The sequence below is a fragment of the Acinetobacter lactucae genome, assembly GCF_013344765.1.
Taxonomy (GTDB): domain Bacteria; phylum Pseudomonadota; class Gammaproteobacteria; order Pseudomonadales; family Moraxellaceae; genus Acinetobacter; species Acinetobacter lactucae_A.
Window position 1 is genome coordinate 1 of record NZ_JABVBF010000048.1, and the last position, 20,141, is coordinate 20,141.

Below are 20,141 nucleotides of genomic sequence, written 5' to 3' on the forward strand. Positions count from 1 at the left end.
CTTATAGATAACTTTGTGGATAACTCAAAAAACAAACACTTAAATAAATTTAAACTAAACAGAGAAATAATTTGTTTAATATTCATACATTGGAAATATGAATAGAATATGAAATTTAATAACAATAAATAAATCTTAAAAACACGTGAAAATTCAAAGGTTAATAAAATGCAACAAAATACGATTGTCATGTATCAGTTTGGTGAACGCCTACTTGTTTACAATGTAAACGTGTGTATATTGCAAATGATAAACGAATGTATCTGCAAGATTTTTAAGATGCATGAAACGAGATTTATAGGGGCAATGATATGAGCCAAGAAGAAAAGTTACCAAAGATTCTGATCGTTGAAGACGACGAGCGTTTAGCGCGATTAACTCAAGAATATTTAATTCGCAACGGCTTGGAAGTTGGTGTAGAAACTGATGGTAACCGCGCAATTCGTCGTATTATTAGTGAACAACCAGATCTAGTGGTCTTGGATGTCATGTTGCCGGGTGCCGATGGCTTAACAGTTTGCCGTGAAGTTCGTCCACATTACCATCAACCGATTCTTATGTTGACTGCACGTACAGAAGATATGGATCAGGTGCTTGGTTTGGAAATGGGCGCAGATGACTATGTTGCTAAACCAGTTCAACCACGTGTTCTTTTAGCGCGTATCCGTGCACTATTACGTCGCACAGACAAAACTGTAGAAGATGAAGTTGCTCAACGTATCGAGTTCGATGACCTTGTAATTGATAATGGCGGTCGTTCTGTAACGCTAAATGGTGAACTTGTTGACTTCACTAGCGCAGAATATGACCTATTATGGTTGCTTGCATCAAATGCTGGTCGTATCTTATCGCGTGAAGATATCTTCGAACGTTTACGTGGTATCGAATACGATGGTCAGGACCGTTCAATCGATGTCCGTATTTCACGTATTCGTCCAAAAATTGGCGATGATCCTGAAAATCCAAAACGTATTAAAACAGTACGTAGTAAAGGTTACTTGTTCGTTAAAGAAACCAATGGGTTATAAGGTCGGAATAAACTTCCTATAAGGTTGATCGAGTGTTTAAACACAGTATATTCCTGCGAATTTATGCGGGACTGGTAATTCTTGTTGTTTTGGTTGCTGTATTTGGTTATTTGCTTGTACAAATCATCAATTATCAACGGGCACAAGAATACCGAGAATCTTTAACCGATGGTATTTCTTATGTCATTAGTGAGGGAGTCGCTCGACAACCGGGGAAGCAACAGAAAATAGACTGGGTTTCAGATGCATCAGATTTATTGGAACTTCCAATTTACTATACTGATGCAAGCAAGGTTGAGTTATCTCGTACCGAGAAAAAACGAATCGAAGCTCAAAAATCTGTTGTCCGTTACGATGCCAGTAATAGTATTGCTTATATCATTATTGGCTTACGTGACGATCCTCAGCACTATTTATCTATAAAAGTAGACAAAATTAGTGAGCGCCAAATGAAGGCTCTCCCTATTTTTGTACTTGATTATCTAATGTTTTATCCGGGTCAAGAACAAGAATATCTTGCCAAGATTCAAAAACATTTCTCTTATCCAATTAATATCTACAATATTCAAGACATTAATCTGGACTCTGAGCAAATTGGTCGTTTACGCCAAGACCAAAGCGTCATGTTGTACAAAGATAGTGCTACAGTACGCGGTACGACCATTTCAATCGTCTCTCCAATTCCGAATCATCCTACACAGGTGCTCGTGCTTGGGCCGGTGCCTATGTTTAACTGGATGCCTTTGCAGCTTTCAGCAGGGATTACCTTATTTAGCTTATTTTTGCTGAGTCTAGGTGTCTATGGATTGATCTTGCCGCTAGAACGTAAAATTCGCCAAGTACGTTATGCATTAAATCGCATGAAGTCTGGTGATTTGTCATTGCGTGTTCCTATTGAAGGAAGTGACGAAATGGCAAACTTAGCATCAAGTTATAACAACATGTCTGATCATATTCAGCGTTTAATCGAGGCTCAGCGTGAGTTAATGAGAGCGGTATCTCATGAGCTTAGAACACCTGTTGCTCGTATTCGCTTTGGTACAGAGATGTTGGCTGAAGAAGACGATTACAACCATCGTATGCATCAGGTCGACATGATTGATAAAGATATTGAGGCGCTCAATACTTTAATTGATGAAATCATGACGTATGCAAAACTAGAGCAGGGTACACCTTCACTGGATTTTGATGAAATTACTTTGTTTGAGGTGTTGGATCAGGTTGCAGTTGAAACTGAAGCTTTAAAAACCCAAAAAGAAATTGAACTTGTTGCTCCTCCACTTTATGTGAAAGTAGATGCAGAGCGTCGTTATTTACATCGTGTTGTCCAAAACTTGGTAGGTAATGCAGTTCGTTATTGCGATAATAAAGTTCGAATTAGCGGTGGTATTCACAGCGATGGCATGGCCTTTGTTTGTGTTGAAGATGATGGTGCAGGTATTCCTGAACAAGACCGTAAAAGAGTATTTGAAGCCTTTGCCCGTCTAGACGATAGCCGTACTCGTGCATCGGGTGGCTATGGTTTAGGGTTGTCTATCGTAAGTCGTATTGCTTATTGGTTTGGCGGTGAAATCAAAGTGGATGAAAGTCCTAACTTGGGTGGCGCTCGTTTTATCATGACATGGCCAGCAAAACGGTTTAAGCAGCCTCCTTTAAAAGCCAATAAAAAAGCACCTTCATAAGGTGCTTTTTTATTGGGCTATTTATAATTGAGTCGCATCTGGTTCCAAAATAGGCTTTCCACTTCTTAAGCTGGTTAGCGCATCAGAATTAAAATCGATTAGTAATGAATTGTTTTTTGCATCAATCTGGTATTTTTGAATAAGAGGTTGATCTCCATTAATCGTTTCTATTTTATATTCATCTGCAATATGCAAAATGCCTTCTAGGTTCGTTGTGGTTGACGCAAAATCCTGCCTAAAAATTTCATAGACATCCCGCAAGTCAAAAATCGCATTATCAGCATCTGGATGTTTATGAATATAGCTCTCTATATGTCGCACAAGCAGCTGTGCAAACAAGTAGTAGTTAGGTTTATGCGTATATTCTAGATTCATGCATTTTTCTCCTTATTATCTGTTTATTAGCATACATGGCAAAACACAGGATATTGTATAAAATTCATTAAACTAGATGGCTATATAGAAAACTATAAAGATATAAAGACTTGATTACGTCCTTGGCGTTTTGCTTGATATAAAGCATCATCAGCTTCTTTAAATAAACTTTCAATAGCTCGATGTGAGGAAGGGGAATATAAGCTTATGCCAATACTCACTTGTATGAAAATGGGTAATTTTCCATAAATATAAATCGGTTGCTGACTAATTTTAATTCGTATTTGCTCCGCGAGTTCGAAAGCGCTTTCTTTTGTGGTATCTGCAATAAAAATTGCAAACTCTTCACCACCAAAACGGCCCAGCAAATCATGGGGATGTAAAATATTTTGAATAGTGGTAACACAAGCCTGTAGGGCACGATCACCTATTTGATGGCCGTAATTATCGTTGACTTGTTTGAAATGGTCGACATCGAGCATGAAAAAAGCTGAGGTTTTATTTTCTTTTTGTACTTTTTCTTGAAGTAATCTGACTGACTGTAAAAACTGGCGTCGAGTGAGGCTAGAAGTTAGCTCATCATGTGCAATCGCATGTTGAAGCTTCTGAATTAATTCTGAGTGCAAAACACTAATACTAGAGACCGTAAGGGGGGCAATCGTCATCATGATTAATCCAATACGGATCGAAATCGTATTACTGAAATAATCATTTGGATAGAGTAAAAGGTAATGCCCAGAGACATGATAAATAATGTAGGCACTGGTGATACTCGTAATGAGTGCAACAATAATAGGTTTATAGCGAATAGCACACCAGATGAGTGCGGCAATTGGGTAAAGGAGTGAACCAGGACCAGAGTCATAATAACTGGCTGCAATAGAAATAAGCACTGCTACAAAAGGTAAAAGGTCAGTTGGTTGTAGGCCACGATTTCTTGAAAAGTAATTCTTCACCTGATTATACTGAGGGAGGTTCAATATAATGGGTAAAAGAAGTAAGGCATTTTGCAATTCTGAGGTGAACCAGTAATTGAATTCATCCCACAAACCACCCAGCATAAATTTAGTATTAAACATGGGTACGAAAGTTGCTGCAAACAGTCCACCTACTACACTACCGACTCCGCATAAAGCAAATAAAAAAAGGTATGAATAACCACGGTGGGCAGCTTTAATATGCTGGTTGAAAAAAATATAGAGCGCAAATGCGGTAATAACATAAAGAAAGTTTGCTGTGGTTAAAACGAGTGTGAGAGCAAAAGGGGTGCCTTGAAATAGATCGGCAATCACATAGCCACTATATGCGCCTAAAAATGTACTTAGTCGACGTGTAGTTGGAAAACGAATGAGTAAACCAAGTAAAACTGAATTGGCAGGCCAAAAGAACGCAAGAAAACTTAAAGGACGAGATGCGATGCCAATGAAACAACATAGTGCAATAATGAAGTTGAACAGGAGAAAAAATTTAAAAAAAGATAGAAGTGAAAATTCACGAACTGAGTATGGCATCAGCTGCCCTTAATGATAAATACTCTTATCCAAGAGTAGTAAATATTATGCATGATTAAACATTCATCATAATTCAGAGAAGAAGCTGAATACAATAAAAAAACAAACTAATATTATAAAAAAGTAAGTTATAAAAAGTTAATAAGCGATTCAACTGTGTAAATATTCTAAAATTAAAAAATGAAAAAAATCATCATAAATAAAAAAACTATTAAATAAACCGATTATGTGCGGTGAAACCCCCCTTACAACACATAGATCAATAGTTTTGTCTAGAAAATCATCCGAAAGACTAAGACGCTTCAACTAGCATGGGAAATTAGAAATCAGGTACAATTGGCGGGATTAATTTTGTGTTTGGTGTATTTGAAGGCCAATACATACATTCTTTGTTAAATAATAGGCCTGCCAGGAGTTATCCCCGCATGAGTGCCATTACTCCATACGACTGGGCGATTATCGCCTTCGTGATCGGCGTTACATTTCTTTGCGTCTTTATGCTCACAGTTCCCTTACTCCTCGGGGGAAAATCGTGGGGACGTGCTAAGCAAGAGCAGTTTGAATCAGGTGTCGTGAGTGCTGGTGGCGCTCGCATTCGCCTGTCTGCAAAGTTCTATTTAGTTGCAATTTTCTTTGTTGTCTTCGACTTAGAGGCACTTTACCTCTATGCATGGTCTACTTCTGTGCGTGAAGTAGGATGGTTGGGATATACCACTGTCGTGATCTTTGTCGTTGATTTATTGATTGCGCTTGTTTATGCCTTCTCTGTAGGTGCTTTAAGTTGGTCACCAGCAGATCGCCGTAAATCAGCAGGTGAGGCGATTAAAGTCGGTTCACCAACAATGAACATTGCTGAAATTACACGCTTTAACTCTATTGAAGAGCTCGTAACTGACCCTACAGGCCAGATTCCAGCTCAATCATCAGGTCGTGTTAAGTCAAAAACTACACCTGCATTGTCATCTGAAAAGGAGTAAGTCGGGATGAAATATACTCTAACCCGCGCGAATCCGGATGCTGATCAATACCCATTGCAAGAACGTCAAATTGTGACGGATCCGCTTGAAGAAGAAGTGAATAAAAACGTATTCATGACTCGTTTAGAGGATGTCTTGCATACAGCAGTAAACTGGGGACGTAAAAACTCCTTATGGCCATTTAACTTTGGTACCTCATGTTGTTACGTCGAATATGCAACGACCTTAACAGGGGTGCATGACTTGTCCCGTTTCGGTGCAGAGGTTATCCGTGCTTCACCTCGTCAGGCTGACTTGATGATTGTTGCAGGTACTTGCTTTGTAAAAATGGCTCCGGTTATTCAACGTTTGTATGAACAAATGTTAGAACCTAAGTGGGTTATTTCAATGGGTGCTTGTGCAAACTCTGGAGGTATGTACGACATCTATTCAGTAGTACAAGGTGTAGACAAAATTATTCCTGTTGACGTGTACGTCCCAGGTTGTCCGCCTCGTCCTGAAGCATTAATTCAAGCATTAATGCTTTTACAAGACCAGATTCAATTAGAGCGACGCCCGCTTTCTGCCGTGATCGGTGATGATCTTCAGCCAGTGTATAAGCCAAAGATGATGCCAGAACGTGACCGTAAGAATGCAGAGCGTATTGCCGTTAAAAACTTACGCTCTATGGATGAGATTAAATAATTTTTTGACGGTGTTTTGACATATCTAACTGATATGTTCATCGAGAAAATTGACAGAATTTGTATTAAATAGGAAGCCAAGCCAATGGCTGAAACTGACATTGCTATGCCAGAGTCAACAGCAGTTGATTCACGCCCAGCATTTGCAATCGTAGAAGAACTCAAAACCAAATTTGGTGAGAACTTTTACGTGCAGGCGACTTTTGAAGAGTTTCCAACAGTCTGGGTTGAGCGCGCACGCGTGCAAGAAGTCCTTATGTTCCTGCGTAAAGTGGAACGTCCGTATGTAATGCTGTTTGACTTATCTGCGATGGATGAACGTTTACGTGTTCATCGTGATGGTTTACCAGCATCTGACTTCACTGTGTTCTATCATTTATTATCGCTTGAGCGTAATAGTGACATTCGTATCAAGGTTGCCTTGAACGAAAATGATCTAAACATTCCGACAGCGACAAATATCTGGCCAAATGCCAACTGGTATGAACGTGAAGCTTACGATATGTTCGGTATCAATTTCGAAGGGCATCCAATGCTCCGTCGTATTTTGTTGCCAACCTATTGGGAAGGTCATCCGCTTCGTAAAGAATATTCAGCACGTGCGACAGAATATACGCCGTACATGCAAGACAAAGCGAAACAAGACTTTGAACAAGAGCACTTACGTTTTGTGCCGGAAGACTGGGGTCTTAAGCGTGGTAACGCTGATGAAGACTTCATGTTCTTGAACTTGGGTCCTAACCATCCATCTGCTCATGGTGCGTTCCGTGTTGTATTGCAGTTAGATGGCGAAGAAGTGAAGGACTGTGTACCTGATATCGGTTATCACCACCGTGGTGTGGAAAAGATGGCTGAACGTCAAACATGGCACTCTTTCATTCCTTATACTGACCGTGTTGACTACTTAGGTGGTTGTGCTCAAAACATGCCGTATGTGATGGCTGTAGAGCAAATGGCAGGTATTAAAGTTCCTGAACGTGCGCAAGTGATTCGTGTCATGTTGAACGAATTGTTCCGTATCAATAACCACTTATTATTCTGTGGTACGGCAATTCAGGATGCCGGTGGTATGACACCAGTATTCTATATGTTCGCAGACCGTCAAAAAGTTTACGACATTGTTGAAGCAATCACGGGTTACCGTATGCATCCAGCATGGTTCCGTATTGGCGGTACAGCACACGATCTTCCAAACAACTGGCAAAAGCTTGTTAAAGAATTGTTAGAGTGGATGCCTAAACGTTTAAACGAATACTACACAGCAGCATTGAAAAACTCTGTGTTTATTGGTCGTACGCGTAATGTTGCTCAATACGATGCCAAATCTGCACTCGCATGGGGTGTAACTGGTACTGGTTTACGCGCAACAGGTATCGATTTTGACGTACGTAAATATCGTCCATACAGCGGCTATGAAAACTTCGATTTTGATGTGCCGGTTGAGTATGAAGGCGATGCTTATGCACGTGTGCTTGTTCACTTCCGTGAAATTACCGAGTCGCTAAAAATTATTCAACAGTGCTTGGATAACATGCCTTCTGGTCCATACAAAGCGGATCATCCATTGGCTGTTCCACCACCGAAAGATAAGACATTACAAGATATTGAAACCTTGATTACGCACTTCTTGAGCGTTTCATGGGGTCCTGTCATGCCAGCGGGCGAGTCATCATTTATGACTGAAGTGGTTAAAGGCGCAAGTACTTACTACTTGACTTCAGATAAAGCGACGATGAGTTATCGTACTCGTATTCGTACACCGACGTTTACTCACTTACAGCAAATGCCTTCAGTGATTAACGGAAGTTTGGTATCTGACTTAATCATTTATCTGGCGACCATTGACGTGGTTATGGCTGACGTGGATCGCTAAGAGGTAACACATAATGATGATTTTGACTGATAAAAAACCACGTGTGAATGTTGAAGGGATTTTGACTGCGGAAGAAATTCACGACATCGAACATCACATTGGTCACTATCCATACCCTCGTGCAGCCTCTTTGGATGCATTGAAGTGCGTACAGCGCCGTAATGGTTGGGTAGATGATGCTCAGATGAATGCCATCGCACAGATGTTGTCGATGAGTGTTGCTGATTTGGAAGGTGTTGCAACATTTTACAACCGTATCTATCGCCATCCGGTAGGTCGTCACGTGATTTTGCTTTGCGACTCAATTGCTTGCTTCTTAATGGGCGCAGAAACTCTTGCTGAAGCGTTTCAGCGTGAATTAGGAATTCAGTATGGTCAAACGACACCAGATGGTCGTTTTACGTTGCTTCCAATTTGCTGCCTAGGCAACTGCGATAAAGGCCCAACTTTAATGATTGATGAAGATACTCACGGTTTAGTGGAAGTGACATCAATTAAACAGTTATTGGAGAAGTATGTATGAATACTGAACCAAAACCAATTTATGGCGACGGTAATCCGGAAACTCATCCGCTCACTTGGCGTTTAAGCAAACAAGAAGCGGTACGTAGTGCTGATGATTACGAAGCACTTGAAGGTTATGCAGGCTTTAAAAAAGCATTAGGCATGAAACCTGCTGAAGTGTTAGACGTCATTAAAGCTGCAACTGTAAAAGGTCGTGGTGGTGCGGGTTTCCCAGCGGGTATTAAATGGTCATTGATGGCACCAAATGATGGTGGTCCACGTTACTTGATCTGTAATGCCGACGAAATGGAACCGGGTACCTTTAAAGACCGTTTGTTGATGGAAAAACTTCCACATCAATTGATCGAAGGGATGTTAATTGCGGGTTATACCTTAGAAGCAACTCAAGGTTATATCTTTATCCGTGGTGAATACATCGAGGCTGCTCAATATCTAAATGAAGCATTAGAACAGATTCGTGCTAAAGGTTATTTAGGCGAAAACATCTTAGGTTCTGGCTGGAATTTTGATCTGCATGTACATACGGGTGCAGGGCGTTATATCTGTGGTGAAGAAACTGCATTGATTAACTCGCTTGAAGGCCGTCGTGCTAACCCACGTACTAAGCCACCGTTCCCGCAAGTTGCAGGAGCATGGGGCCGTCCGACGATTGTGAACAACGTTGAAACTTATAACAACTTGCCAGCAATCATGCTTCGTGGACCAGAATGGTATATCGGTTTATCAGCGGGTAAATCAAAAGATCCAGGCACTAAAATTTATGGTGCATCGGGTAAAGTTAAATTCCCGGGTCTTTGGGAATTGCCGTTTGGTACAACTGCACGTGAAGTCATTGAAGATCATGCAGGTGGTATGCGTGAAGGCTTGAAGCTTAAAGCGTGGTTACCAGGTGGTGCTTCAACTGACTTTTTACCAGCAGATACCATTGATTTACCAATGGATGCGGACACGATTATGAAAGCAGGTTCTCGTTTGGGAACATGTTTGTTAATGGTGGTAGACGAAACTCAATGTATGGTATCGCTCACTCGTAACTTAGAAGAGTTCTTTGCGCGTGAATCATGTGGTTTCTGTACACCGTGCCGTGATGGTTTGCCATGGGCTGTTAAAGCGCTTAAAGCACTTGAAGCAGGCGAAGGTAAGAAAGAAGATATCGACCATTTACAAGAACTAACTCGTAAATTATGGATTGGTAAAACTTTCTGTGCTCACGCACCAGGTGCGATGGAGCCGCTTATGGGCGCACTCAAACATTTCCGTGGTGAGTTTGAAGCGAAAGTGACGAATCGTCCTGTCGTGCAAACCAGCAACGTAGAACAAGCTTAAGGAATTCGACTATGGCTACAATTCATGTCGATGGAAAATCGTATGAAGTCAACGGCTCGGAAAACTTGCTACAAGCATGTTTGAGTCTGGGCATCGACATCCCATATTTTTGTTGGCATCCATCCTTAGGTTCGGTTGGTTCTTGCCGTCAATGTGCTGTTACGCAATATGCGAATCCAGAAGATACGCGTGGTCGTTTGGTCATGTCTTGCATGACACCAGCATCTGACAATACCTATATCTCAATTGAAGACAAAGAAGCAACGGATTTCCGTGCATCTATTGTTGAATTTTTGATGACCAACCACCCGCACGATTGTCCAGTTTGTGAAGAGGGTGGTCACTGTCATTTACAAGATATGACTGTAATGACAGGTCATGACCGTCGTCGCTATCGTTTTACAAAACGTACGCATTACAACCAAGAACTCGGCTCATTCATTGCACATGAAATGAACCGCTGTATTGCTTGTTACCGTTGTGTTCGTTACTACAAAGACTATGCAGGCGGTACAGATTTTGGTGTCTATGCCAATGCATCTCGTGTTTACTTTGGTCGTCCAGAATCAGGTACTTTAGAATCTGAATTCTCTGGTAACTTGACTGAAGTATGTCCAACAGGTGTATTCACTGATAAGACTCATTCAGAGCGTTATAACCGTAAGTGGGACATGCAGTATGCACCAAGCGTGTGTCAAGGCTGTTCTTCTGGCTGTAACATTTCTCCGGGTGAACGCTATGGTGAAATTCGTCGTGTAGAAAACCGTTTCAATGGTTCGGTTAACCAATACTTCCTTTGTGATAAAGGTCGTTTTGGCACAGGTTATGTAAACCGTGCAGACCGTCCACGTCAGCCTCAGTTCCGTAATGGCGAAACTGTTGCAACTGTTTCTGTTGATCAAGCTTTAGATCAAACGATTGCTAAGCTTCAAGGCAAAAAAGTTTTAGGTATTGGTTCTCCTCGCGCAAGCTTGGAATCAAACTACGCATTACGTGAGCTTGTAGGTCAGGCAAATTACTCAACTGGTATTGCACAAAAAGAGCAAAAGCTTGTTGAACTTGCTGCATCTATCATGCAAACCGAGGGTATTTACAACCCGAACATGCGTGAAATTGAAAGCTATGATGCTGTTCTGATCTTAGGCGAAGACCTCACTCAAACTGCACCTCGCATGGCATTGTCTGTTCGCCAAGCTGCGAAAAACAAAGCACGCGAAATGGCTGCAAAAACACGTACACCAGATTGGTTAGCTGAACCTGTACAACGTATTGGTCAAGAAGCAAAATCTCCGGTTTATATTTTAGCTGCAACTCAAACTCGTCTTGCCGACGTTGCAACTGGTGAAGTTGTTGCTTCTCCTAATGACATCGCACGTTTAGGCTTTGCAGTTGCTGCGGCAGTGAATGGTGAAGTTGTAAGTGGTTTAGATGAAGATGCAAAAGCATTTGCTCAAACCATTGCCGACACTTTAAAAGCAGCAAACAAACCATTAATTATTGCGGGTACAAGCTTGCAAGATGCTTCTATTATGGAAGCTGCAGCACAGTTAACTCAAAACTTAGGTTCTAAAGCTGGTTTAAGTCTTGTAGTTCCTGAAGTGAACTCTATGGGCTTGGCATTGTTTGGTGGTTTAAGCCTTGAACAAGCATTTGCTCAAGACTACGACACACTGGTTATTGTTGAAAATGACTTGTTCCGTCGTTTACCTGCTGCACAAGTAAAAGCTGCATTAGATAAAGCTGAAACAGTAATCGTGCTTGATCACAGTGAAACTGAAACTGTGAAACAGGCTGATATCGTTCTTTCAGCAGCAAGCTTTGCAGAGGGTGATGGTACTGTTGTAAGCCAAGAAGGTCGTGCACAGCGCTTCTATCAAGTTTACGATCCAAGCTACTACAAACCTGAATATGCAATTAAAGAATCATGGCGTTGGTTACATGCCATTGAAACTGGTATTAAAGGTAAGGCTGTAGATTGGACATTGCTTGACGATGTCATTGAAAGCATCGTGAAAAATGTACCAGTACTCGAAGCTATCCAAGATGTAGCACCTGATGCAGGTTACCGTGTACATGGTTTGAAAATCGCGCGTGAACCACGTCGTTATTCAGGTCGTACAGCAATGCGTGCGCCGTTATCGGTTCATGAGCCTAAACAGCCTACCGATCCAGATTCAGCATTAACATTCTCAATGGAAGGTTATGTTGGCCCGCAAAAAGCATCATCATTAGTACCATTTGCATGGGCGCCGGGTTGGAACTCTCCACAATCTTGGAACAAATACCAAGATGAAGTTGGTGGTCACTTAAAAGGTGGCGATTCTGGTGTTCGTTTATTCGATCGCTTGGCAAAACGCCCTGCACGTAGCTATGTTGCTCCAGTGCCGGTTGTTGCAAACCCTGAAAGTTTCCGTTTAGTACCAATGCATCATATTTTTGGTTCTGGCGAATTCACGATTAAAACACCTGCAATGGAAACTCGAATTCCTGAAGCTGTGTTTGCAGTGGGCGAACAAGATGCAACTCGTTTGAACCTTCAAGAAGGTCAACGCATTACAGTAAAAGCAGGCGAAACGACTGTAAGCTTGCCAGTACAAGTAATTGAATATTTACCTACAGGTTATATTGGTTACCCAGTTGGTTTAGCACCAATGGTGTCACTAGCTGAGCCTGTTTCAGTGGCTTTAGGAGTGTAATTCATGAATCAAGAAATTATACGTCAAACGCCACTTTGGGCTGAGAACTGGCCAATTGCTTACGCTGTCGTTCAAGCTGTTGTGATTTTGCTTGTTGTGGTTTTAGTTGCAGCATTGATGTCTTTTATCGAGCGTCGTTTACTTGCTTGGTGGCAAGATCGTTATGGTCCAAACCGTGTTGGTCCTGGTGGTATGTTTCAGATCGTTGCCGACATGCTTAAGATCATGTTCAAAGAAGACTGGACACCAAAATTTGCTGACAAACTTACATTCCGTTTAGCACCAGCTGTTGCAATGGCAACAGCGGTTCTTTCGTTCATGGTGATCCCGGTGAGTCCTTCACTGGGTGTTGCCGACATGAGTATCGGTTTGTTGTTCTTCATGGCAATGGCGGGTATTGCAGTCTATGCAGTATTGTTTGGTGGCTGGGCTTCAAATAACAAATACTCATTGCTTGGTGGTTTACGTTCAGCAGCTCAAACCATTTCTTATGAAGTGTTCTTGGGTATCTCATTGATGGGTGTGGTTGCAATTGCAGGCTCATTTAACCTTCGTGAAATTGTTGAAGCGCAACGTGATGTTTGGTTCGTCATTCCACAATTCTTAGGTTTCTTGATTTTTGTGGTTGCTGGCGTTGCGGTAACTCACCGTCATCCATTTGACCAACCAGAAGCAGAACAAGAATTGGCTGAAGGTTACCATGTTGAATATGGTGGTATGAAATGGGGTATGTTCTTCGTTGCTGAATATGTCAACGTGGTACTGATCTCTGCATTGATCGTGACTTTATTCTTCGGTGGCTGGTTAGCACCATTCAATTTAGAAATTCCATTTGTTCCACCAGTATTCTGGTTTGTGATTAAAACAGCATTCTTTGTAATGATGTTTGTTTTGGCTCGTGGTTCTTTAATGCGTCCACGTTATGACCAAGTCATGAACTTTGGTTGGAAAATTTGTTTGCCATTGGCGTTGGTCAACTTGTTAGTGACTGGTGCTGTGATTCTGATGAATCAGGCCTAGGACAGCAGGGAGTACAAAATGTATAAATTTCTAGCTGGATTCGGATCGATTGTACGTTCGTTGTTTATGGTATTTAGCCATGTAACGCGTAAACGTGACACGATTTTATATCCAGAAGTACCGGCTGAACAGATTGTGCCGCCACGCTTTCGTGGTCGTATTGTGTTGACGCGTGACCCAGATGGGGAAGAGCGTTGCGTAGCATGTAACCTATGTGCGGTTGCATGTCCAGTTGGCTGTATCTCACTACAAAAAGCAGAAACAGAAGATGGACGTTGGTATCCGGAATTTTTCCGTATCAACTTCTCACGTTGTATTTTCTGCGGTATGTGTGAAGAAGCATGTCCAACAACTGCGATTCAGCTCACACCAGACTTCGAGTTAGGCGAATATGTACGTCAAGACCTTGTTTATGAGAAAGAAAACTTACTCATTTCAGGTCCAGGCAAATACCCAGACTACAACTTCTATCGTGTAACGGGTATGGCGATTAACGGTAAAGAGAAAGGTCAAGCACAAAAAGAAAGTGCACCAATCGATGTACGGAGTCTATTACCATGATGTGGCCGTTTTATTTGATGGCACTCGTGGCCATCGTTTCTACGGTTCGTGTAGTGACTAACACGAACCCTGTACACGCTTTACTTAGTCTAATTGTTTCATTGCTTGCTGTTGCTGGTATTTTCATGATTGTGGGAGCGCCTTTTGCAGGTGCTCTTGAAATCATCGTCTATGCCGGAGCGATTATGGTTCTGTTTGTCTTCGTGGTGATGATGTTGAATTTAGGTCAACACACCGTTGAACAAGAACGTAAATGGCTTTCTTCAGATGCTTGGGCATATCCAGCACTCATGAGTTTCTTGCTCGGCTTGCTTTTAGTTTGGATGCTTGGTGGCGAATACACCACTATTTCAGCACCGCTTGGAGCACAAGTGATTGGACCAAAAATAGTTGGTCAAGCACTCTTTACTCACTATTTATTATTGGTTGAAGTTGCCGCGATGTTATTGCTAGCAGCCCTTGTTGCAGCATACCACTTGGGTAAACGTGAACCAGGTGCAGAAGAGGAAAAAGAATAATGGGCCAGATTCCTTTAGAACATGGTTTGATTGTTGCAACCATCCTTTTTGCACTCGGTTTTTACGGTGTAATGGTGCGACGCAACCTATTATTTATGTTAATGAGCCTTGAGATCATGATGAATGCTGCAGCATTGGCATTTGTTCTTGCGGGTAGCGTATGGGCGCAACCAGATGGGCAAGTGATGTTCATCCTGATTTTGACCCTTGCAGCAGCAGAGGCATGTATCGGTCTTGCGATTGTCCTTCAGTTCTATCATCGCTTCCATCATTTGGATGTGGATGCTGCTAGTGAGATGCGCGGATGAGTTATTTATATCTAACAGTATTATTTCCGCTAATCGGTTTTATTTTATTGGCGGCGGGACGAGACAAACTCTCTGAAAACGTTGCAGCAATTATTGGTGTAGGTTCTGTAGGCTTATCTGCATTATTTGCACTCATTGCTGGAATGGCATTTACCACAAGTGGTCAGCAAGTTTTTGTTCAAAACTTGTGGACATGGTTCAATGTTGGCGGTTTTGCACCGGGCATTAGCTTACATTTAGATGGCTTATCTTTACTCATGATGGGCATGATCACGGGTGTTGGTTTTTTAATTCACATCTTTGCGTCATGGTACATGCGTGGTGAAGAGGGCTATGCGCGTTTCTTCTCTTATTTCAACCTGTTTGTTGCAAGCATGCTTGTGCTTGTATTGGGTGACAACTTAGCGTTGTTATTCTTGGGTTGGGAAGGCGTAGGTCTTTGCTCTTACTTGCTGATCGGTTTCTATTATGCAAACCCTGCAAATGGTTGGGCTGCGATCAAAGCGTTTACAGTGACCCGCGTTGGTGACGTATTCTTACTTATTGCTTTATTCTTGCTTTACCAACAATTTGGCACGCTAAATACTCAGTACATCGTTGAACACGCAGCAGAAGTAATGACGAAGAGCTCGTCACTTACTATTTGGACTGCATTAATGTTGTTCTTGGGTGCTGCTGGTAAATCTGCTCAAATTCCATTGCAAACATGGTTGGCAGATGCGATGGCAGGTCCAACACCTGTTTCTGCATTAATCCACGCTGCAACAATGGTAACGGCTGGTGTGTACTTATGTTGTCGTCTATTCAGCGTATTTGAACTTGCTCCTGAAGTGATGCAATTCATTTCAGTAACAGGCGCAGTAACTTTGTTAGTTGCAGGTTTTGCTGCACTGGTTCAAACAGACATCAAACGTATCTTGGCTTACTCAACAATGAGTCAGTTGGGTTATATGTTTATGGCTGTAGGTGCGGAAGCTTATCAAGCTGGCTTATTCCACATGTTGGCTCACGCATTCTTTAAGGCATTATTATTCTTGTCTTCTGGTGCGGTGATTCTGGCTTACCATCACGAGCAAAACATTTTCAAAATGGGTGGTTTGTTCAAACGTAACAAATTCCTGTTTGCTTGTTTCGCGATTGGTGGCGGTGCATTAGCAGCGATTCCGTTCTTAACAATTGGCTTCTTCTCTAAAGATGCGATTCTTGGTGAAGTTTGGGTACAAGGTCAATCAGTTGCTTTATACCACACCTTATATTGGGTGGGTGTAGCAGGTGCATTCCTGACTTCAATCTATACATTCCGTTTAATCTGGGTTGTATTCTTTGGTCAAGAAAACACGCCTTACCATGAAATTAAAGGTGCAACTTACTGGGCTCCATTGGGCATTTTAGCTGTACTGTCTACTTTTGTTGGTGCGGTATTAAAAGCACCGGTAGCAGGTATTCTGAATACTGCAAAAATCCCTGAATTCCATGTAGCTGAACAATTTGTAGAAGGCATGCATGGGGCAGAGCATTTAGCGGTAGGTATTGCTCTAGTTGGTCTAGTTGTTGGTATAGCATTATTTACATTTGCTTATGGTGCAGTGAAATCATTCGCTCAAACAAGTTTGGGTGCAGGTCTGGCACATATTTGCCGTACTGCTTTTGGTTTTGATGCGTTGTATGACATCGTTTTTGTTAAACCTTATTTATTCTTCGCCAAAATCTTTGGCCGTGATCCGATTGACGGTTTGTGGTTAGTTCTTCCTGCACTCGTGAAAGGCGGAAACAGTTTTACAAGCTCACGTCAAACAGGTTCATTGCGTGAATACGCATCAAGCATGTCACTCGGTGTAGTGGTGTTATTGATGATCTTGATCGTTATTCAGGTAGTGGGGAAATAAAATGGAAAACAATTTAATTTTACCCGCGCTGATCCTTGTTCCGTTCATTGCCGGTTTTATTTGTTGGTTAGTCGATAAGCTCGACAAAACTTTGCCACGCTGGATTGCCTTAATTGGTATGCTCATTACTTTGGGCTTAGGCCTTGCGCTTTGGCAAAGTGGAACTTATAGCTACGAGTTGGGTTCTAAAATCCCAACTTGGTCTGCTGAGTTCTATTTACCGTGGATTCAATCACTCGGTATTGGCATTCACTTAGCTGTGGATGGTTTATCTTTACTCATGGTGTTATTAACAGCGTTACTTGGTGTACTTGCTGTTGGTTGTTCATGGGGTGAGATTCAAAAGAACGTTGGTTTCTTCCACTTAAACCTCTTATGGAGTTTAGGTGGCGTTATCGGTGTATTCTTAGCGATTGACTTGTTCTTGTTCTTCTTCTTCTGGGAGATGATGCTTGTACCAATCTACTTCTTGATTGCGTTATGGGGTCATAAAGGTTCAAACGGTCGTTCACGTGTTTACGCGGCTACTAAGTTCTTCCTTTACACGCAGATTGCTGGTCTAGTGATGTTAATCGGTATCCTAGGTCTTGTGGTTTATGGCTACATGATGACAGGCATGATCGGTTTCGATTACAACTATTTATTAGCTGTAGCTAACCACTTACCTGCAGGCTTAGCATACGGTTTCATGATCTGTTTCTTCATCGGTTTTGCGGTGAAGTTACCAGTATTCCCATTACACGGTTGGTTACCAGATGCACATGCTCAAGCACCTACAGCGGGTTCTGTAGACTTAGCGGGTATCTTGATTAAAACAGCTGCGTATGGCTTGCTTCGTTTTGTTATTCCTTTCTTCCCGACCGCTTCTGCACAGTTTGCAGACATTGCGATTATTTTCGGTTTGATTGGTATTTTCTACGGCGCATGGTGTGCTTACCAGCAAACTGACATGAAACGTTTACTTGCTTATACGTCGATTTCACACATGGGCTTTATCTTACTTGCAATCTATGCAGGTAACATTTTGACCTTCCAAGGTCTAATGATCATGATGTTGGCACATGGTTTGTCATCAGCTGCATTGTTCATTATGTCTGGTCAAATCTATGAACGTTTACATACACGTGATTTACGTTTAATGGGTGGTCTTCGTGGCCAGCTTCAGTACTTGCCATTTTTCTTGATGTTCTTTGTTGCTGCTCTTGTAGGTGTACCGGGTCTAGGTAACTTTATTGGTGAATTCCTGATTTTGATGGGTTCATTTAATAAATATCCTGTCTTCACGATCCTTGCTTCTATCAGCCTTGTGTTCGCAGGTTTATATGGCTTGATCTTGATTCACCGTGCTTTATTCGGTGAACCAAATCCTGAACAAAAGCAACATTACACTAGTCCATTGAAAGACTTATCTGCTCGTGAAGTTGGTATTTTGATGATTTGTGCGATTGGTCTCGTTTGGCTTGGTATCTACCCACAAACATTCTTGGATGTATCTCATTCAAGCATGCAGTGGTTGGTCAATAGTTATGTGCCAGTACAAGAAGTCGTTGAAACTGTTCAGCAAACAGCTACTCAACTTGACCATGTGGAGATCCAATAATCATGAACTTCACAGTATCATTCTCTACGCTTATGCCTTTAGCTCCAGTGATGATTGTTGCTTTGACAACAATCGTCGTCATGTTGTTAATTTCTATTAAGCGTAATCATAATTTAATCGCAACGACTTCTGTTGTTGGTTTAAACCTCGCTGCACTTTATATTTTATTTGCAGTATTTGGCGGTAAGTTTGTACCGGCAAATGTGATGGGCATGTTTATGGTTGATCCATTTACCATGTTCTATCAATTTATGATTTTGATTGCGGCATTGGCTTGTTGTACTTTGTCTCACGCCTACATCGAAACTTATAAAGACAACCGCGAAGAGTTATACCTTTTGTTACTTGCTTCTGTAGCAGGTGCAATGTTAATGGTTGCAAGCTCTCACTACGCGTCGTTCTTCATTAGCCTTGAGTTAATGTCGATTCCTGTATATGGCTTACTTGCTTATACTTATCAACGTAGTAATTCACTTGAAGCGGGTATTAAATACCTTGTACTTTCAGCGACAGCTTCTGCAATGTTGTTGATGGGTATGGCATATATCTATGCATATACGGGTTCACTTTCATTCTATGATTCTGTACAGGCTTTATTTGGCGCAATCAAACAGCCAATGGTGTTATTAGGTTTAGCACTTATTATCTTTGCTGTTGCATTTAAATTGTCGCTTGCACCGTTCCATAAATGGACACCGGATGTATATGCAGGTGCACCAGCGCCAATGGCAACTTTCTTAGCAACTGCTGCTAAAGTTGCAACAATTGGTTTGTTCGTGCGCTATATGCTTGCTTCAGGCGCAATGATGGTGAACTCGTTAGTAACTATTTTGACGATCATTGCTGTACTGTCGATTTTAGTTGGTAACTTACTTGCTGTTCGTCAAGTTAACTTAAAACGTATCCTTGGTTATTCATCTATTGCTCACTTTGGTTATTTGTTAATTGCTTTAATTAGCATGACTTATGCGAGCTTGGGTAGCGTAACTGTATATGTGGTGTCTTACGTATTAACAACTATCGGTGCTTTTGGTGCTGTAGCGTTAATGTCTAGCCCATATAACAACGTAGATGAAGCACAAAGTCTTGCAGACTACCGTGGTTTGTTCTGGCGTCGTCCAGTACTTACAGCAACTTTAACAGTCATGATGTTATCTTTGGCTGGTATTCCATTAACAGCAGGCTTTATTGGTAAGTTCTTGGTGGTAATGGCTGCTGTAACAACTCAACACTGGTTCTTAGCTGCCATGATTATTGTGGGTAGTGGTATTGGTTTGTACTATTACTTACGTGTGATGGTTGTAATGTATATGACACCACCGGAAACTCCTCGTATTGATGCAGATGCTCATTGGGGACAAAAAGTGGGTGGTTTAATGGTATTAGCTGCTGCTGCATTAGTTATTATCTTGGGTGTTTACCCAGATCCAATGATTAATTTGGCATTAAAAGCAGAAATTTTATCTCCATTACATTTCATGCTTTCACAACAGTAATTCTGGTGTACAAAAAAGCCTCCAAAACTGGAGGCTTTTTTTTATTGGGCGTTAAAAAAAGATTATAATAAATACG

General features: G+C 41.6%; 18 protein-coding genes. 16 read left to right on the forward strand and 2 right to left on the reverse strand.

The annotated features are described in order from the left end of the window. Window positions 1–132: 132 nt before the first annotated feature. Genes HUN22_RS18335 through bfmS form a run of 3 tightly spaced genes read left to right on the forward strand, consistent with a single transcriptional unit; the run spans window position 133 to window position 2,710 of the window. A complete protein-coding gene (locus tag HUN22_RS18335; protein WP_031947470.1) occupies window positions 133–315 on the forward strand; it encodes a hypothetical protein in 183 nt (60 codons plus the stop codon). Further along, complete coding sequence (bfmR, locus tag HUN22_RS07040) at window positions 312–1,028, forward strand: response regulator transcription factor BfmR (RefSeq protein WP_000076440.1); 717 nt, start codon at window positions 312–314, stop codon at window positions 1,026–1,028. Before HUN22_RS18335 ends, bfmR begins: the two co-directional genes overlap by 4 nt. Before the next feature lie 32 nt (window positions 1,029–1,060). Next, entirely contained in the window at window positions 1,061–2,710 is a 1,650-nt protein-coding gene (bfmS, locus tag HUN22_RS07045; protein ID WP_368074550.1) for a sensor histidine kinase BfmS, read from the forward strand. 21 nt (window positions 2,711–2,731) lie between these two features. On the opposite strand, the gene HUN22_RS07050 is transcribed toward bfmS, so the two are convergent. Both HUN22_RS07050 and HUN22_RS07055 read right to left on the reverse strand, forming a co-directional pair. Further along, entirely contained in the window at window positions 2,732–3,085 is a 354-nt protein-coding gene (locus tag HUN22_RS07050; RefSeq protein WP_174727486.1) for a hypothetical protein, read from the reverse strand. 92 nt (window positions 3,086–3,177) lie between these two features. Further along, the gene (locus HUN22_RS07055) at window positions 3,178–4,596 is read right to left on the reverse strand and encodes a GGDEF domain-containing protein (protein WP_174727489.1); all 1,419 of its coding nucleotides are present in this window, start codon (window positions 4,594–4,596) and stop codon (window positions 3,178–3,180) included. A 425-nt stretch (window positions 4,597–5,021) separates the two neighbouring features. On the opposite strand from HUN22_RS07055, the gene ndhC reads away from it, so the two are divergent. The 13 genes from ndhC to nuoN all read left to right on the forward strand — a co-directional run bounded on the left by ndhC (window position 5,022) and on the right by nuoN (window position 20,065). After that, on the forward strand, window positions 5,022–5,573 hold the full coding sequence (gene ndhC, locus HUN22_RS07060) for an NADH-quinone oxidoreductase subunit A (RefSeq protein WP_016144448.1): 552 nt from the start codon (window positions 5,022–5,024) through the stop codon (window positions 5,571–5,573). Window positions 5,574–5,579: 6 nt separating this feature from the next. Next, window positions 5,580–6,257 carry a NuoB/complex I 20 kDa subunit family protein gene (locus HUN22_RS07065; RefSeq protein ID WP_002120034.1) on the forward strand — a complete coding sequence of 226 codons (678 nt, stop codon included), beginning with the start codon at window positions 5,580–5,582 and terminating at the stop codon, window positions 6,255–6,257. A gap of 84 nt (window positions 6,258–6,341) precedes the next feature. Beyond that, entirely contained in the window at window positions 6,342–8,129 is a 1,788-nt protein-coding gene (gene nuoC / locus HUN22_RS07070; protein ID WP_002120052.1) for an NADH-quinone oxidoreductase subunit C/D, read from the forward strand. Between the two features lie 13 nt (window positions 8,130–8,142). Continuing rightward, the gene (nuoE, locus tag HUN22_RS07075; RefSeq protein ID WP_016144449.1) at window positions 8,143–8,652 is read left to right on the forward strand and encodes an NADH-quinone oxidoreductase subunit NuoE; all 510 of its coding nucleotides are present in this window, start codon (window positions 8,143–8,145) and stop codon (window positions 8,650–8,652) included. Beyond that, window positions 8,649–9,980 (forward strand): NADH-quinone oxidoreductase subunit NuoF, encoded by a 1,332-nt coding sequence (nuoF, locus tag HUN22_RS07080; RefSeq protein ID WP_002120030.1) that lies wholly within the window; start codon window positions 8,649–8,651, stop codon window positions 9,978–9,980. Before nuoE ends, nuoF begins: the two co-directional genes overlap by 4 nt. Window positions 9,981–9,991: 11 nt before the next feature. Continuing rightward, window positions 9,992–12,676 carry an NADH-quinone oxidoreductase subunit NuoG gene (gene nuoG / locus HUN22_RS07085; protein WP_174727492.1) on the forward strand — a complete coding sequence of 895 codons (2,685 nt, stop codon included), beginning with the start codon at window positions 9,992–9,994 and terminating at the stop codon, window positions 12,674–12,676. Between the two features lie 3 nt (window positions 12,677–12,679). Continuing rightward, a complete protein-coding gene (gene nuoH / locus HUN22_RS07090; RefSeq protein ID WP_004703499.1) occupies window positions 12,680–13,696 on the forward strand; it encodes an NADH-quinone oxidoreductase subunit NuoH in 1,017 nt (338 codons plus the stop codon). 18 nt (window positions 13,697–13,714) lie between these two features. Further along, entirely contained in the window at window positions 13,715–14,257 is a 543-nt protein-coding gene (gene nuoI / locus HUN22_RS07095; protein WP_004794319.1) for an NADH-quinone oxidoreductase subunit NuoI, read from the forward strand. Beyond that, entirely contained in the window at window positions 14,257–14,775 is a 519-nt protein-coding gene (gene nuoJ, locus HUN22_RS07100; RefSeq protein WP_174727501.1) for an NADH-quinone oxidoreductase subunit J, read from the forward strand. Before nuoI ends, nuoJ begins: the two co-directional genes overlap by 1 nt. Continuing rightward, on the forward strand, window positions 14,775–15,083 hold the full coding sequence (gene nuoK, locus HUN22_RS07105) for an NADH-quinone oxidoreductase subunit NuoK (protein WP_000529822.1): 309 nt from the start codon (window positions 14,775–14,777) through the stop codon (window positions 15,081–15,083). The genes nuoJ and nuoK overlap by 1 nt, the downstream gene beginning before the upstream one ends. Beyond that, a complete protein-coding gene (nuoL, locus tag HUN22_RS07110) occupies window positions 15,080–16,969 on the forward strand; it encodes an NADH-quinone oxidoreductase subunit L (RefSeq protein WP_016144452.1) in 1,890 nt (629 codons plus the stop codon). Before nuoK ends, nuoL begins: the two co-directional genes overlap by 4 nt. A gap of 1 nt (window position 16,970) precedes the next feature. Next, window positions 16,971–18,569, forward strand: coding sequence for an NADH-quinone oxidoreductase subunit M (gene nuoM / locus HUN22_RS07115; protein ID WP_002120006.1), 1,599 nt, complete (start codon window positions 16,971–16,973; stop codon window positions 18,567–18,569). 2 nt (window positions 18,570–18,571) lie between these two features. Beyond that, entirely contained in the window at window positions 18,572–20,065 is a 1,494-nt protein-coding gene (gene nuoN / locus HUN22_RS07120) for an NADH-quinone oxidoreductase subunit NuoN (RefSeq protein WP_174727495.1), read from the forward strand. The last annotated feature ends 76 nt before the right edge of the window (window positions 20,066–20,141 follow it).

Coding starts and splice junctions, on each gene's coding strand:
- bfmR (WP_000076440.1), top strand. CDS start 312: ATGAGCCAAGAAGAAAAGTTACCAAAGATTCTGATCGTTGAAGACGAC.
- HUN22_RS07050 (WP_174727486.1), bottom strand. CDS start 3,085: ATGAATCTAGAATATACGCATAAACCTAACTACTACTTGTTTGCACAG.
- HUN22_RS07055 (WP_174727489.1), bottom strand. CDS start 4,596: ATGCCATACTCAGTTCGTGAATTTTCACTTCTATCTTTTTTTAAATTT.
- ndhC (WP_016144448.1), top strand. CDS start 5,022: ATGAGTGCCATTACTCCATACGACTGGGCGATTATCGCCTTCGTGATC.
- HUN22_RS07065 (WP_002120034.1), top strand. CDS start 5,580: ATGAAATATACTCTAACCCGCGCGAATCCGGATGCTGATCAATACCCA.
- nuoC (WP_002120052.1), top strand. CDS start 6,342: ATGGCTGAAACTGACATTGCTATGCCAGAGTCAACAGCAGTTGATTCA.
- nuoE (WP_016144449.1), top strand. CDS start 8,143: ATGATGATTTTGACTGATAAAAAACCACGTGTGAATGTTGAAGGGATT.
- nuoF (WP_002120030.1), top strand. CDS start 8,649: ATGAATACTGAACCAAAACCAATTTATGGCGACGGTAATCCGGAAACT.
- nuoG (WP_174727492.1), top strand. CDS start 9,992: ATGGCTACAATTCATGTCGATGGAAAATCGTATGAAGTCAACGGCTCG.
- nuoH (WP_004703499.1), top strand. CDS start 12,680: ATGAATCAAGAAATTATACGTCAAACGCCACTTTGGGCTGAGAACTGG.
- nuoI (WP_004794319.1), top strand. CDS start 13,715: ATGTATAAATTTCTAGCTGGATTCGGATCGATTGTACGTTCGTTGTTT.
- nuoJ (WP_174727501.1), top strand. CDS start 14,257: ATGTGGCCGTTTTATTTGATGGCACTCGTGGCCATCGTTTCTACGGTT.
- nuoK (WP_000529822.1), top strand. CDS start 14,775: ATGGGCCAGATTCCTTTAGAACATGGTTTGATTGTTGCAACCATCCTT.
- nuoL (WP_016144452.1), top strand. CDS start 15,080: ATGAGTTATTTATATCTAACAGTATTATTTCCGCTAATCGGTTTTATT.
- nuoM (WP_002120006.1), top strand. CDS start 16,971: ATGGAAAACAATTTAATTTTACCCGCGCTGATCCTTGTTCCGTTCATT.
- nuoN (WP_174727495.1), top strand. CDS start 18,572: ATGAACTTCACAGTATCATTCTCTACGCTTATGCCTTTAGCTCCAGTG.